A 14,676-nucleotide genomic window follows, 5' to 3' on the forward strand; every position below is an offset into this window, starting at 1 on the left:
GTAACATTATGTCAGAATTTACAAACATCTCATTCGATTTGCCTAAAAACCAATCTAACGTCATTAAAGTGATCGGAGTTGGTGGTGGTGGAAGTAACGCTATTAATCACATGTTTCAACAAGGGATTAAAGGTGTAGATTTTGTGGTTTGCAATACAGATGCACAAGCATTGCAAAATAGTCCAGTACCAAACAAAATTCAATTAGGTTTAACACTAACTGAAGGTTTAGGTGCAGGAGCAAATCCTGAAGTAGGTCAACAATCTGCAATAGAAAGTATGGAAGCTATTGAAAAAATGCTTGATACTAACACTAAAATGCTTTTCATTACTGCCGGAATGGGTGGTGGTACTGGTACAGGAGCTGCGCCTGTAATAGCACAATTAGCAAAAGAACGTGATATTTTAACTGTTGGAATCGTTACTATTCCTTTCCAGTTTGAAGGTAAAATACGTTATGAACAAGCAATGAACGGAGTTGAGAAGCTCCGTAAACAAGTTGATTCTTTAATTGTTATCAATAATAATAAGTTACGTGAAGTATATGGAAATCTTGGTTTTAAAGCTGGTTTCTCTAAAGCAGATGAAGTATTAGCAACAGCCTCTAGAGGAATTGCTGAAGTTATTACGCATCACTACACACAAAATATTGATTTACGTGATGCTAAAACTGTTTTAGCAAACAGCGGAACAGCTATTATGGGTTCTTCAATTGCTGTTGGTGACGATAGAGCCAAAGAAGCAATTAAAAATGCATTAGATTCTCCATTATTAAACGATAATAAAATTTCTGGAGCTAAAAACGTGTTGTTGTTAATTGTATCTGGAACATCTGAAATTACACTTGATGAAATTGGAGAAATTAATGATTTTATTCAATCAGAGGCAGGCCATAATGCTAATATCATAATGGGAGTTGGTGAAGATGAAACTCTTGGTGAAGGTGTTGCGGTAACTATTATTGCTACGGGTTTTAACGTTGAGCAACAAGCTGAAATCGTAAATACAGAACCTAAAAAAATAATTCATTCACTAGAAGATGAACAAAAAATTGTTCATGATTTGTCTGCAAAAGCAATTTCGAATATTATAGTTAATGAACCAATTATAGAAACAAAAGCGGAAACTCAAGAAGAAATTATTAATCCAATTTGTGATGAAAAAGTAATTTTTACTTTAGAAGAAACAGAAAAAGAAGAAATTGCTTTTGAAATTCAAGAGCCATCTCTTCCTTCTATGAATTTAATTCCTACAACAGAGTTTTTAAAAAATATCGACGTAACATTTGAAGTTGTAGCACCAGATGTTGTAAATAACTTTGAGATTATAACTCCACAAATTAGAGAAATTGAAGTTGTTGAGCCAGAATTTGTTAAAGCAAAAGAGAATGAATTTAATTTTTCTTTAAACTTGTTTGAAGATAAGAAAGAAGAAAATAATCAAATTGTATTTGATTTAACAGATGAAATTAAGGAAATGGAAGTAAAAGAGCCAGTAAACTTTATTCCAGTAACAGAAGTAGGTCAAAATGGAATTATAAAATATTCTCTTGAAGATTATTTAGAGAAAGAAAAAGAATTAACTGCAACAGCTAAAGTTGAAGAAGTAAAAGAGCCTGTAGATGAGGAATTGAATTTTTCATTCAAAAACATAGCTACTAAAAATAACGATGTTCAAACATCAAATCTAAATGAGACTATTTCTCCTTTAGATATGTCTATTGAGGATTCTTTAAGAGCGAGAGCTGAAGAACGTAAAAGAAAAATGAAAGACTTTAATTATAAGTTTAACAATAGCGCTTCTCGAATTGATGAAATTGAAAAAGAACCAGCTTACAAAAGAATGGGCATTGATTTAACACAGCAACCTGCAAGTAATAACCAATCTAGGATGTCATTAGGAACAGATAGTAACGATGATGTTCAACTAAGATCGAATAATTCATTTTTACATGATAACGTAGATTAATCTGCAATAAAACAAACCTACACATTTAAAAACCTGAAGAAATCTTCGGGTTTTTTTATTACTTTTGCATAAATAATTTTACAAGAAGAGAATATAAATATATTAGAAAATATGAGTTTAGAAACAAACATAATGACGCACATGAAAGAAGCTATGAAAGCTAAGGATTCTGTAGCGTTAGAAGCATTAAGAGCAATAAAATCGGCTATAATTTTAGCAAAAACAGAAGCCGGAGCTTCTGAAGGTTTGACAGAAGATCAAGAAATAAAAATGTTACAACGATTGGTAAAAATGCGTAAAGACAGCGCAACTATTTTTACTGAACAAAATCGTCCTGATTTAGCAGAACCAGAATTAGCTCAAATTACAGTAATTGAACAATTTTTACCAGCTCAATTATCAGAAGACGAAGTAGAAGCTATAGTTGCTAAAATTATTTCTGAAACAGGTGCTTCTGGTATTGCTTCAATGGGAAAAGTTATGGGATTGGCCTCTGCACAAATTGGCGGGCAAGCTGAAGGAAAAACGATTTCTGGTATTGTAAAGAAACTTTTAGTATAAAAGTAATTAGTGAATAGTAATTATCTAATCACTTTTTACTATTCACTAATTACTCAATAAGGCTTCGTAGTTCAACTGGATAGAATGACGGATTTCGGCTCCGTTGGTTGCAGGTTCGAACCCTGCCGAAGTCACACTTAATAAATAAAATCTTAAAGAATAATCATGTTTGCTCAAGGTTGTTTTTTAAGGTTTTATTTTATTGAAAAAAAAATAAATCAAATCATTTTAACTGAGTCAGAATATGTATTTTAGCTAAACTCAATTTTTTACCCATTGATTTACATTTTACTTTTAATTGGTTTTACTTTTTTTGGTTTTTTTGCCTATAATGTAATTGTAGAACCTATTTATGCATTTTTCTTTAGAAAGCCTATTTATGTGCATTTTTACCCATTTTCTAAAAAACTTTCGTTAGCTCAATTAAGTGTTTTGCATAATCAGTTTGATTTCTATAAAAAACTGTCTTCTAAAGAAAAATTATATTTTGAACACAGAGTTGCTGTTTTTTTAAAAAAATATCCTTTTTACGGAAAAGAAGGCCTACAAATTACGGAAGAAATTCGTGTGCTTATTGCAGCAACGGCGATTATGTTGACTTTTGGAATGAGAAACTATCTTTTTACTGTAATTAATAAAATTATTGTTTTTCCAGACATCTATTATTCATCTACAAATAATGAATATCATAAAGGTGAGTTTAATCCAAGAATGAAAGCAATTGTTTTTTCATGGAAACACTTTATGGAAGGTTATGAAATTTCTAATGATAACTTAAATTTAGGGTTACATGAATTTTCTCATGTACTGCATTTTGAAGGATTAAAGAAAAACGATACTTCGGCTACTATTTTTGCAGTTACTTATAATGAGATTATAGAACAAGTAAAATACCCGCCAAACTATAAAAAACTCCTTGAATCTGATTATTTTAGAATTTACGCGTATACCAATGAGTTTGAATTTATAGCGGTAATTCTAGAGCATTTTTTTGAAACTCCAAGCCAGTTTAAATCAGAATTTCCACAATTATTCGAAAAGGTAAAGGTCATGATTAACTTTACAGAAGCGATATAATATACGAATAAAATGTCTTTAAATCAATGATTTAAGTTGTTTTAGGATTGTTTTTTATTGATTATCTTTAAACTATTAATTTAAAGAAGACTATTATGAAGCAAATTGTTCCAGTTTCAACTATTATGACAAAAGAGGTTGTAAAGTTAAATATTACCGATACTTTGACTAAGGCCGAAGGGTTATTTAAAAAACACCGCATTCGTCACATTCCTGTTATGACCGGGAATAAAATTATTGGAATGTTGAGTTATACCGATTTGCTTAGAATTTCATTTGCAGATGCTATTGACGATGAAGAAGAAGAAGTTGATGCAACGGTTTATAATATGTTTTCAGTGGAACAAGTTATGGCTAAAAATTTAGTATCAATTTCTCCCGAGACTACAATTAAAGAAGCAGCAGAAATACTTGCTTCAAAAGAGTTTCATGCTTTACCAGTAGTAGAGGGTAATTTATTAGTAGGAATTGTAACAACTACTGATTTAATTAAGTATTTAATTAATCAATATTAAAATAAAAAATGCCCCAAATAATATTAATTTTTTTGGGGCGTACTTAAAATGTATGTTTTTTACTATGTAAGTTTTTTTAAGTCAGCAATTGTTTCAGTTGGATTTTGAGCTCCAAAAACATAACTACCAGCCACTAAAACATCTGCTCCAGCATCAACTAAAGCTTTTGCATTTTTGTTAGTAACACCGCCGTCAATTTCAATTAAAGTAGAGGCATTATTACGAGTAATAATTTCTTTTAACTGAGTTATTTTTTTATATGTGTTTTCAATAAAAGATTGCCCACCAAAACCAGGATTAACACTCATGATGCATACTAAATCAATGTCTTTAATGACATCTTCCAGTAAGCTTACATTAGTGTGAGGATTAATTGCAACTCCAGCTTTCATTCCTTCAGTTTTAATGGCTTGTAAAGAACGATGTAAATGAGGGCAAGCTTCATAGTGAACAGTTAAAATGTCAGCACCTAATTTTTTAAAAGTTGAAATGTATCTATCAGGATCAACAATCATTAAATGAACATCGATAGTTTTTTTTGCATGTTTAGAAATAGCTTGTAAAACGGGCATTCCAAAAGAAATGTTTGGAACAAAAACACCGTCCATAATGTCAATGTGAAACCAATCTGCTTCACTGTTGTTTATCATTTCAATGTCGCGTTGTAAGTTTGCAAAATCAGCAGCTAAAACTGATGGTGCAATAAGTGTATTTTTACTCATAGTAGTTGTGTTGTTTGTACAAAGGTAATTTATATATAGATAATCTGAAACAAGTTCTGATTAAAAAAGTAAAACCTCGGTAATCAGCCGAGGTTTCAATCATCAATCAAAAAACGAACAGTTATTGAAACTGTTGTTATTGTTATTAGGTTATCCTAAATATGTTTTTAAAATCTTACTTCTTGAAGTATGTTTTAATCTACGAATTGCTTTCTCTTTAATTTGACGAACACGCTCACGAGTTAAATCGAAAGTTTCACCAATTTCTTCTAAAGTCATTGGATGTTGGTCGCTTAAACCAAAGTATAAACGAACTACATCTGCTTCACGTGGAGTTAATGTTTCTAATGCTCTTTCAATTTCAGTTTGTAACGATTCATGAATTAATTCTCTATCAGGATTTGGAGATTCACCAGAACGTAAAACGTCATATAAATTTGAATCTTCTCCTTCAACTAAAGGCGCGTCCATTGATAAATGACGACCAGAATTTTTCATAGATTCTTTAACATCATTAACAGTCATGTCTAATTCTTTTGCAATTTCTTCAGCAGAAGGAGCACGTTCATTAGATTGCTCAAGTAAAGCAAACATTTTGTTAATCTTGTTTATAGAACCAATTTTATTTAATGGCAAACGAACAATACGAGATTGCTCTGCTAATGCTTGTAGTATAGATTGACGAATCCACCAAACTGCATAAGAAATAAATTTAAATCCACGAGTTTCATCGAAACGTTGAGCAGCTTTAATTAAACCTAAGTTTCCTTCATTAATTAAATCGGGAAGTGTAAGTCCTTGATTTTGGTATTGTTTAGCTACCGATACAACGAAACGTAAATTAGCTTTTGTTAATTTTTCTAAAGCTCGTTGGTCACCAGCTTTTATACGTTGAGCTAATTCTACCTCTTCATCAGCGGTAATTAAATCCACTTTTCCAATTTCTTGTAGGTATTTGTCTAGGGATGCAGTTTCACGATTAGTTACCTGCTTGGTGATTTTAAGCTGTCTCATTAATTTGCAGTAATTTTAAGTATTCAGGTTATTATACGTTTGTAGTTACAAAAAAGTTACATAAATAAAATATTTTTTTAATTATTTTATTTGTTTTCCACTTTGAGTGTTTACAAATAGTACATTTCCTATTCTATTATAGTTGTTAAATTGCTCTACTCCCTTTGTTTTTATTGAACTTTCGTGGAAACCAAGGATAGTTAAATCTGCAAGTTTAGAAGTTTCATTGATTAACTCTACTTTATCTGTTGTATCTTCAATTGGAATTACAATAATATTATTTGGAGATATTGGTAACCTACCAGTTGTTGTTAATTCTATTAAATAGGCTTTTTCAGTTTCTAAATTAGCTTTGTCTACAGCTGCGAATATTTTAATTTCTGCGCCTTTCCAGTCTGGGTGACCTAAAATTATGTAAGATAGAAGAATCATTAAGTTTGCATTTTCAAAATCTTCTTTCTTAATCCAAACATGAATTTCATTTTTATAGCCAAAATTTCTGTCAGAAGTCGCTAGAATACAAAGATCATATTTTGCGCTTTGAATTAAACTATAATTATCTATAATATCTTCAAGCCATTCTGAAGTTCCTTTTTTGAATTCAAAAAGCATCATATTGTTATCATGACCTGAAATTCCTGGTTGCTGAATTGCTTGTACAATTGCAGCAGTGTTTGATGGCGATATAATTGTTTCTAAGAAAACATTAGAATTCGTTTTGTTTGCTGTCTTGATTAATTTTGCAAGTTTTTGATCGGCCAACTCTTTAGATTGTTTTGAGAAATAATCTTTTTCATAATGAATATAAGTTCCAAAACCATAACGATAGGAAATCCATTTCATCATTTCTAATGCTGATAAGCGTTCAAAACTTTCTTTTGATAAACATAAAACACCCGGTCTCCAGTAATCAGAATCTGTTTCTTTATCGGTTTTTTGTAAAAACACTTGTAAATTTCTACTTAATTGATGGATGACACCTTGAAAAATATTTGCCATTCCTTTTTTATTATCATTACTATAGGTGATGTAAAAATAGATTGCTATCATTAATAAAATTGAGGCAACTGCGTAAACAGCGTTAATTTTAAACATTAAGTAAACACACAAAATTGCTCCCATTAATGATAAGTACCATTTAGATTTAAAAGAAGGTCTGTAAGCTGGATCGGCTGCAAAGTGTTGCATGAAAGATATTAAACATAATGAACCATAAGTAACCATGAAAAACATCGATATTACTTCGGCTACAGCATTTACATCTCCCATTAAAACAAAAATTATTGCAATTGCAGCAGTAATTATTGTTGCATTTTTAGGTTCGTTGTTTTTTGCAGTACCTTTTGATACAAAATCATTTATTTTTTGGTTTGGAATTACGTTGTCGCTACCAATTGCTTGTAATGTCCTTGGAGCTACCATAAATGAACCTAATGCTGATGAAATTGTTGCAGCAGCAAGTCCTAAAGGAATAATTGGTCCCCACAATGCGATTTTACTCATTACTAATTGGTCGTTAACTAAGTCTTCTGGCGAAGCAGAATAAGCTAGTTTTAAAGCAATAAATATATATATAATCATTCCAACAATAGTAGCTGCTAACGTTCCCATAGGAATTGATTTTTTAGGGTCTTTTAAATCTCCAGATAATCCAACTCCAGCTGTCATTCCTGTGAATGCAGGGAAAATGATTGCAAAAACAAAGAAAAAGCCATTTTTAGATTCAACATTACTGAATAATAAAGAGCTATCATAAGTTGTTGCATAGTCAGTAGTTCCAAAAAAAAACATAATTAAGGATACAAATAAAATAGCAACAACTACATATAATGCTTTCATTCCTAAATCGGCACCTTTAGTAACCATAAGGCCTATTAGTAATAAAAGTGCAGGTACACTAAATATTCTGTTGTCGTAAATTTCATAGCCAAATTCAGATAATACCCAAGGTTTAATGGCTTCAAATGATTCGGCAAAAGCAATAATATAAAAGGCAACACTAATGGCTTGTGAAAGATATAATGCTAGTCCAATTGAAGCCCCAATATTAACTCCAAATGATCGAGAAATGATAAAATATTCTCCACCACCTTCAACTTTTTGATTGGTTGCTATTTCTGCCAATGCCATAGCTGTAGGAATAGTTACCATATGAGCTACTAAAATGATAAGAAGTGTTCCTAGAAATCCAACTTCTCCAACCGCATAGCCAAAACGCAAGAACATAACAGCTCCTAATATTGTTGAAATAGCAGTTAAAAAGACTGGTAATGTACCGAAGTTAGCTTTTAGATTTTGTAATTTATTTTCCATAAAAGTAATTTTCACTAGATATTATCTTTTGTTTAAAGTCACAAATAATTTCTAAATATAGGAAATAAAAAAAGCCACACATATTTATGTATGGCTTTTTTAAAAAAATTAATACTGAATTAATTAACCTTCTTTATTTTCTTTTTTCTCTTCTCTAGGAGGTCTAGGTAAAAGAGCTTTTTTAGAAACTTTTTCTTTTCTTGTTTTAGGGTCAATACCGAAGTATTTTACCATAAATACGTCACCTAGTTTTACAACATCAGCAACATTTTCTGTTCTTTCCCAAGCTAACTCAGATACGTGTAATAAAACCTCGTTTCCTGGTGCTGCTGTATATTCTACAACCGCTCCAAAATCTAACATTTTAATTACTTTTACTTCATAAGCTTCGCCAACTGTTGGTTTAAAAATGATTGAATCAATCTTAGCCATAACCGTTGCAATTCCTGCTGGGTCAGTACCTAAAATTTCAACAATTCCTTCTTCAGAAACTGGGTCTTCATTGATGACAATTGTTGTTCCAGTTGCTTTTTGTAATTCTTGAATTACTTTTCCGCCTGGTCCAATTAATGCTCCAATAAATGCATTTGGAATTCTTCTTGTTATAATTTTTGGAGAATGGTCTTTAACTTCTACTCTTGGTTGAGCTAAAGTTTCAGTTAATTTTCCTAAGATGTGTAAACGTCCATCACGAGCTTGAGCTAATGCTTGCTCCATGATTTCATATTTTAATCCGTCGATTTTGATGTCCATTTGACAAGCTGTAATTCCTTCTGAAGTTCCAGTAACTTTGAAATCCATATCTCCTAAGTGATCTTCATCACCTAAAATATCAGATAAAACTGCAAAACGATCTCCATCTGTAATTAATCCCATTGCAATTCCAGAAACTGGACGAATCATTTGAACTCCAGCATCCATTAATGATAATGTTCCAGCACAAACAGTTGCCATTGAAGAAGAACCGTTAGATTCTAAAACTTCTGAAACTACACGAATGGTATAAGGACAATCTGCGGGAATCATGTTTTTTAAAGCACGTTGTGCTAAATTTCCGTGTCCAACTTCTCTTCTTGAAGTTCCTCTTAATGGACGAGCTTCTCCAGTTGAGAAAGGAGGGAAGTTATAGTGTAAATAGAATTTTTCTTCTCCTTGTTGTGAAGGTGAGTCAATTTGGTTTGCTTCTCTAGAAGTTCCTAAAGTTGCTGTTGCCAAAGCTTGAGTTTCTCCACGTGTAAATAATGCAGAACCATGAACAGATGGTAAATAATCAACTTCACACCAAATTGGTCTGATTTCCGTAGTTTTTCTTCCGTCTAAACGAGTTCCTAAATCTAAAGTTACGTTACGAACAGCTTCTTTATTGACTTTATAGAAATATTTTGAAACTAAATCTCCATTTTCTTCTAATTCTTCTTCTGTAAATAAAGCTTTAACTTCTTCTTTAACTTCATCAAATGCTGCTGAACGTTCGTGTTTAGCAGAACCTTTAGATGCAATTGCATAAATTTTATCGTAAGCTGCAGCTTTTACTTTAGCATGAATTGCTTCGTCTGTTTTTTCTGGTTCATAAGTACGAACTTCTTTTTTACCAAAAGCGTTTGCTAATCTTTCTTGTGCTGCGATTTGAACTTTAATATGTTCGTGAGCAAATTTAATAGCTTCTAACATTTCTGCTTCTGAAATTTCTTTCATTTCACCTTCAACCATTGCGATAGAATCTGTTGAAGCTCCAATCATCATATCAATATCTGATAATTCTAATTGTGCTTGTGATGGATTAACAATGAATTTTCCATCAATTCTTCCTACTCTAACTTCTGAAATTAAAGTTTCAAAAGGAATGTCAGATAAAGCTAATGCTGCCGAAGCTGCTAATCCTGCTAATGCATCAGGCATTACGTCGTCGTCATGAGACATTAATTGAATCATAACTTGAACTTCTGCATGATAATCTGATGGGAAAAGTGGACGTAAAACACGGTCAACTAAACGCATTGTTAGTACTTCGCTATCGCTTGGGCGTGCTTCTCTTTTGAAAAAACCTCCAGGAAAACGACCTGCTGCGGCAAATTTTTCACGATAATCTACTGTTAACGGTAAAAAGTCAATACCTGGGCTTGCTTTTCTAGACGATACAACTGTTCCTAAGATTACAGTTTTACCAATTCTAACTACTACAGAACCATCGGCTTGTTTAGCCAAACGACCTGTCTCGATTGTAATGTTTCTTCCATCACCTAAATCGATGTTTTCTACAAATAATTGTGGAATCATAATTTTTAATTCTTAATTAAACAAAGGGTCAGTTGTGTTGTAGTTGTAGTTGTTGTGTACCCAATGAAAAACGAACTTTTTCTAATATAAAACGTAAAATAAAAGGGGCACAAAGCCCCTCATATCTATTATTTTCTGATGTTTAATTCTTTGATTATCGCACGATATCTCAAAATGTCTTTCTTAATTAAGTAATCAAGAAGACTTCTTCTTTTACCTACTAAAAGTACTAATGAACGCTCAGTATTGTAATCATGACGATTTCTTTTTAAGTGCTCTGTTAAATGTGAAATTCTGTGTGTGAATAATGCGATTTGTCCTTCAGCAGATCCTGTGTTTTCTGCTTTTCCACCATGCTTAGCGAAAATTTCCGCTTTTACTTCTTTAGTTAAGTACATGCTAATATTATTTTAAATGATTATTATGTATGAATTGCGTTTTACAATTCGGATGCAAATATAGTAATAATTATAAATTATGAATTATAAATTATAAATTATTTTTTTGGTTTAAAATAATTTTGCAACTTCTTGATTTATAGATTGTAATAGTAATTCGTCAGCTTCGGTAAATGGATTAATTACATGAGAGTCAATATCTATTTGACCTATGTTTATTCCATTTACAAATAATGGCACAACAATTTCTGACTTAACCGTGAAGCTACAAGCAATATAATTATCTTGTGCAGATACATCTGGAACGACGAAGTTTTCATTTGAAACTGCTACTTGTCCGCAAATACCTTTTCCAAATGGAATAACTGTATGGTCAGTTTCTGCTCCTACATATGGTCCTAAATGCAATGTTTTAGTTTCGTGATTGGCAAAATAAAAACCAACCCAATTATAATATTCTATATTTTCGTTTAATAGTTTGCAAATACTGAGTAATTTCTCATCTCTTGTAGAGTCACTAATAACAATGGTATTTACAGTTTGTAATATTGCTTCTGAATTCATTTTCAATTTTTTTACAAAAGTATTTAATCTATAGTTTAAAAATTTATATATTTTTGTTAAAAATAGAAGAATTGAGATCTTTATTGTTACAACATAAGCTTTTTTTTATATTCCTTATTAAGTTTTTACTTTTTTATATGGTTTTTACTTTTATTTATAGGCAATATTTAAACCAGTATAACCCTATGTTAAATGAGGTAGATTCAATTTCTACTTTAGTAGCTCATAATACAAATGATTTTTTACTTTTTTTAAAACAGGATAGTAAACTTGTTAATCATGAGTTTGAGCCTTCAATTAAAATATTTTATAAAGGTAAATATGTGTCTAGAATTATAGAAGGCTGTAATGCTGTTAGTGTAATAATTCTATTTGCAGCTTTTATTTTTGCCTTTTCAAGTACCATAAAAAAAACGTTTTTATATATTATTTTAGGAGTTATACTTATTTATGTTTTAAACATTGTCAGAATTGCACTTTTAACTTACTCTTTATATTATTATCCAGATTACGAGGAATTATTACACGGAACAGTATTTCCGTTATTCATATATGGTGTGGTTTTTTTATTGTGGATAGGGTGGGTTTTGAAATTTTCAGGAAACAATAGAAAAGATGATTAAAAATAAGCTAAGTATATTTTTAATTGGTTTAGCATTTGTTTTATTAGCTAGTATAAGGGCTTTTGAAACTAAAATATTTTACGATCCCTTTATTGCATTTTATAAATCAGAGTATTTTCATAAGTCTTTGCCAAATTTTGATTCTGTTAAATTATTTTCAAATCTTTTATTTAGATATTCTATAAATTCTTTACTGTCTATATTTATAATTTATAAATTGTTTTCAGATAAGGCCATTTTAAAAATTGCAGTCTATTTGTATGTATTTATTAGTTTAATTTTAATCATTTCTTTTTTTACCTATTTGTATTCAGAGAATCCAGATTATATGATTCTATTTTACATAAGAAGGTTTTTAATACAACCTGTACTTTTGGTTTTGTTTATTCCTGCATTTTATTATCAAAAAAACAAAATAAATCACTAACTTAGGGCTATATCTGTATAGCTTATGAAAGTTAGAAAATTCTCGGGTGAAATAGTCAATTTTAATGAAGAAAAACTAATTAAATCAATGGTTTCTTCTGGAGCTGATGTTCAAACGGCAAAAGAAATACTAAAAGAAATTCAGCCTCAACTTTATGAAGGAATTCCTTCTAAGAAAATTTACAAACTAGCTTTTCAAAAACTTAAAACTATTTCCAAAGCTCATGCTGCCCGATACGGATTAAAAAATGGAATCATGGCGCTTGGTCCGGCTGGTTTTTATTTTGAAAAATTTATTTCAAGATTATTTGAACTTCAAGGTTATACAACTGTTACAAATGTTTTTTTAGAGGGAAAATGTACTTCGCATGAAATGGATGTTTTAATTAAAAAAAACGATCATGTAGCAATGGTTGAATGTAAATTTCATGGAAGCCAAGAAGTGAAGACTGATGTAAAAATTCCGATGTATATTTTATCAAGGTTTAACGACTTAAAAACAACCAAAATCAATCATTTCTCCTCAAATGATTTTATTTCTAAATGTTGGTTGGTTACCAATAATAAATTTACTTCCGAAGCAATTAAGTTTGGAGAATGTTCTGGTTTATCGCTCTTAAGTTGGGATTACCCAATAGGTAACGGATTAAAAGATATTGTAAAACAATATAGAGTTTATCCAATAACATGTCTAACAACTTTAACAATTGCAGAAAAAGAAGTGCTTTTGTTACAAGATGTTTTAACAGTTTATAATTTAATCCATGATAAAAATAGTTTTGCAAAATTAAAACTTAGTCAATCTAGGTTAAAAAACGTTCAAAAAGAATGTAATCAACTCTTAAATACACAATTATGAAAATTCATTTTTTAGGTGCTGCCGGAACTGTAACAGGTTCTAAATTTTTAGTAGAGACAGATGAAACTTCTATTTTAATAGATTGTGGATTGTTTCAAGGAATTAAAATGCTAAGAGAATTAAATAGAGAACCTTTAGCTTATAAACCAGAAAATATTGATTATGTTATTTTAACTCATGGTCATTTAGATCATTGCGGTTGGTTGCCTAAATTAGTAAATGATGGTTTTACGGGAAAAATATTTTGTACCGCACCTACAAAAGAAATTGCGAGGTTAATTATGTATGATAGTGCTAAAATTCAAGAAGAAGAAGCCGAACGTGCTAATAAAGAGAAGTATTCAAAGCACGAACCTGCAATTCCGCTTTATACGGTTGAAGATGTTAATAAAGTAATTCCGTTGTTTAGAGTTGTAGAACCTGATTTAGATATAAAAATAACTGATGATATTTATTTTTCATTTTTCTATGCTTCGCATATTTTAGGCGCTTGTTCAATTTCTTTACAAGTCAATAATGAAATATTAGTTTTTTCAGGAGATGTTGGTCAAGATGATGATGTGTTGCTATTTCCTCCAATAAAGCCTAAAAAAGCAGATTATGTTTTTATAGAAAGTACTTATGGAAATCGTTTGCATCCAAATAACGATCCTTTATTTGATTTAGAGATGTTAATTAATAATACATTTCAAAAGAAAGGAAATGTTGTAATTCCTAGTTTTGCCGTAGAACGAGTGCAAACAGTTATGTACTTACTTTGGCAACTTAAAAAACAAGACAGAATTCCTAATATTCCTTATATTATTGATACTCCAATGGGAATAAGTGTTTTGAAGGTTTTTCAAGAAAATAGAAAATGGCATAAGTTAAATTTTGAAGAATGTGAAGAAATGTGTAGTATGTTTACATTAATTTCTGATTATAAAGACACAATAGAAACCATTTATGATAAGCAACCTAAAGTTATTATCGCTGCTAGCGGAATGATAACTGGAGGGAGAGTTTTGTCTTATTTAGAAAGATATATCTCTAAACCTGAAAACTCAGTTTTATTAGTAGGTTATCAAGCAGAAGGAACGCGTGGAAGAAAATTATTAGAAGGTGCAAAAGAAATAAAAATGTATGGAAAATATTATGAGGTAAATGCTTCTGTATTTTTAATTGAAGGTTTATCTGCACATGGAGATCAAAAAGATCTTTTAGATTGGTTGAGTGATTTGACTGAAAAACCTAAAAAAATATTTTTAGTTCATGGAGAAAATATGGCTTCAGATGAGCTTCGTATTAAAATACAAGAAAAATATAATTTCGATTGTGTTGTACCTTATTTGGGTCAAGTTATTGAAATTTAGTTAATTTT

Annotated in this window: 14 protein-coding genes and 1 tRNA gene; 9 read left to right on the top strand and 6 right to left on the bottom strand. The window is 30.7% G+C overall.

Going from position 1 to position 14,676, the window contains the following annotated elements:
* Positions 1–8: 8 nt before the first annotated feature.
* The 5 genes from ftsZ to OLM55_RS05610 all read left to right on the top strand — a co-directional run bounded on the left by ftsZ (position 9) and on the right by OLM55_RS05610 (position 4,120).
* Positions 9–1,967, top strand: coding sequence for a cell division protein FtsZ (ftsZ, locus tag OLM55_RS05590; protein ID WP_264560428.1), 1,959 nt, complete (start codon positions 9–11; stop codon positions 1,965–1,967).
* A gap of 111 nt (positions 1,968–2,078) precedes the next feature.
* Positions 2,079–2,528, top strand: coding sequence for a GatB/YqeY domain-containing protein (locus tag OLM55_RS05595; RefSeq protein ID WP_264560429.1), 450 nt, complete (start codon positions 2,079–2,081; stop codon positions 2,526–2,528).
* Between the two features lie 60 nt (positions 2,529–2,588).
* A tRNA-Arg gene (locus OLM55_RS05600) sits at positions 2,589–2,662 on the top strand.
* A gap of 142 nt (positions 2,663–2,804) precedes the next feature.
* Positions 2,805–3,605 carry a zinc-dependent peptidase gene (locus OLM55_RS05605; protein ID WP_264560430.1) on the top strand — a complete coding sequence of 267 codons (801 nt, stop codon included), beginning with the start codon at positions 2,805–2,807 and terminating at the stop codon, positions 3,603–3,605.
* Positions 3,606–3,700: 95 nt separating this feature from the next.
* The gene (locus OLM55_RS05610) at positions 3,701–4,120 is read left to right on the top strand and encodes a CBS domain-containing protein (RefSeq protein ID WP_264560431.1); all 420 of its coding nucleotides are present in this window, start codon (positions 3,701–3,703) and stop codon (positions 4,118–4,120) included.
* 62 nt (positions 4,121–4,182) lie between these two features.
* Here the strand turns inward: OLM55_RS05610 and rpe are convergent, their stop codons facing one another.
* The 6 genes from rpe to OLM55_RS05640 form a co-directional block, all read right to left on the bottom strand.
* Entirely contained in the window at positions 4,183–4,842 is a 660-nt protein-coding gene (gene rpe, locus OLM55_RS05615; protein ID WP_264560432.1) for a ribulose-phosphate 3-epimerase, read from the bottom strand.
* A gap of 150 nt (positions 4,843–4,992) precedes the next feature.
* Positions 4,993–5,856: an RNA polymerase sigma factor RpoD/SigA gene (locus OLM55_RS05620; RefSeq protein ID WP_264560433.1), complete on the bottom strand. Its 864-nt coding sequence runs from the start codon at positions 5,854–5,856 to the stop codon at positions 4,993–4,995.
* Positions 5,857–5,937: 81 nt separating this feature from the next.
* The gene (locus OLM55_RS05625; RefSeq protein ID WP_264560434.1) at positions 5,938–8,169 is read right to left on the bottom strand and encodes an amino acid permease; all 2,232 of its coding nucleotides are present in this window, start codon (positions 8,167–8,169) and stop codon (positions 5,938–5,940) included.
* Between the two features lie 123 nt (positions 8,170–8,292).
* The gene (locus OLM55_RS05630) at positions 8,293–10,446 is read right to left on the bottom strand and encodes a polyribonucleotide nucleotidyltransferase (protein ID WP_264560435.1); all 2,154 of its coding nucleotides are present in this window, start codon (positions 10,444–10,446) and stop codon (positions 8,293–8,295) included.
* A 128-nt stretch (positions 10,447–10,574) separates the two neighbouring features.
* Complete coding sequence (gene rpsO, locus OLM55_RS05635) at positions 10,575–10,844, bottom strand: 30S ribosomal protein S15 (protein WP_264560436.1); 270 nt, start codon at positions 10,842–10,844, stop codon at positions 10,575–10,577.
* 111 nt (positions 10,845–10,955) lie between these two features.
* Positions 10,956–11,408, bottom strand: coding sequence for a GAF domain-containing protein (locus OLM55_RS05640; RefSeq protein WP_264560437.1), 453 nt, complete (start codon positions 11,406–11,408; stop codon positions 10,956–10,958).
* Positions 11,409–11,491: 83 nt separating this feature from the next.
* On the opposite strand from OLM55_RS05640, the gene xrtF reads away from it, so the two are divergent.
* Genes xrtF through OLM55_RS05655 form a run of 4 tightly spaced genes read left to right on the top strand, consistent with a single transcriptional unit; the run spans position 11,492 to position 14,668 of the window.
* A complete protein-coding gene (xrtF, locus tag OLM55_RS05645) occupies positions 11,492–12,031 on the top strand; it encodes an exosortase family protein XrtF (protein ID WP_264560598.1) in 540 nt (179 codons plus the stop codon).
* Positions 12,024–12,458 carry an exosortase F system-associated membrane protein gene (locus OLM55_RS13270; protein ID WP_413614315.1) on the top strand — a complete coding sequence of 145 codons (435 nt, stop codon included), beginning with the start codon at positions 12,024–12,026 and terminating at the stop codon, positions 12,456–12,458. Before xrtF ends, OLM55_RS13270 begins: the two co-directional genes overlap by 8 nt.
* 24 nt (positions 12,459–12,482) lie before the next feature.
* On the top strand, positions 12,483–13,316 hold the full coding sequence (locus OLM55_RS05650) for a restriction endonuclease (RefSeq protein ID WP_264560438.1): 834 nt from the start codon (positions 12,483–12,485) through the stop codon (positions 13,314–13,316).
* Positions 13,313–14,668, top strand: coding sequence for an MBL fold metallo-hydrolase (locus tag OLM55_RS05655; protein WP_264560439.1), 1,356 nt, complete (start codon positions 13,313–13,315; stop codon positions 14,666–14,668). Before OLM55_RS05650 ends, OLM55_RS05655 begins: the two co-directional genes overlap by 4 nt.
* Positions 14,669–14,676 lie beyond the last annotated feature (8 nt).

This window comes from Flavobacterium sp. N2270 (assembly GCF_025947225.1).
GTDB lineage: Bacteria > Bacteroidota > Bacteroidia > Flavobacteriales > Flavobacteriaceae > Flavobacterium.

Bases quoted from the DNA above. Each gene is read 5' to 3' on its own strand.
- ftsZ (WP_264560428.1), top strand. From the start codon at position 9: ATGTCAGAATTTACAAACATCTCATTCGATTTGCCTAAAAACCAATCT.
- OLM55_RS05595 (WP_264560429.1), top strand. From the start codon at position 2,079: ATGAGTTTAGAAACAAACATAATGACGCACATGAAAGAAGCTATGAAA.
- OLM55_RS05610 (WP_264560431.1), top strand. From the start codon at position 3,701: ATGAAGCAAATTGTTCCAGTTTCAACTATTATGACAAAAGAGGTTGTA.
- rpe (WP_264560432.1), bottom strand. From the start codon at position 4,842: ATGAGTAAAAATACACTTATTGCACCATCAGTTTTAGCTGCTGATTTT.
- OLM55_RS05620 (WP_264560433.1), bottom strand. From the start codon at position 5,856: ATGAGACAGCTTAAAATCACCAAGCAGGTAACTAATCGTGAAACTGCA.
- OLM55_RS05625 (WP_264560434.1), bottom strand. From the start codon at position 8,169: ATGGAAAATAAATTACAAAATCTAAAAGCTAACTTCGGTACATTACCA.
- OLM55_RS05630 (WP_264560435.1), bottom strand. From the start codon at position 10,446: ATGATTCCACAATTATTTGTAGAAAACATCGATTTAGGTGATGGAAGA.
- rpsO (WP_264560436.1), bottom strand. From the start codon at position 10,844: ATGTACTTAACTAAAGAAGTAAAAGCGGAAATTTTCGCTAAGCATGGT.
- OLM55_RS05640 (WP_264560437.1), bottom strand. From the start codon at position 11,408: ATGAATTCAGAAGCAATATTACAAACTGTAAATACCATTGTTATTAGT.
- OLM55_RS13270 (WP_413614315.1), top strand. From the start codon at position 12,024: ATGATTAAAAATAAGCTAAGTATATTTTTAATTGGTTTAGCATTTGTT.
- OLM55_RS05650 (WP_264560438.1), top strand. From the start codon at position 12,483: ATGAAAGTTAGAAAATTCTCGGGTGAAATAGTCAATTTTAATGAAGAA.
- OLM55_RS05655 (WP_264560439.1), top strand. From the start codon at position 13,313: ATGAAAATTCATTTTTTAGGTGCTGCCGGAACTGTAACAGGTTCTAAA.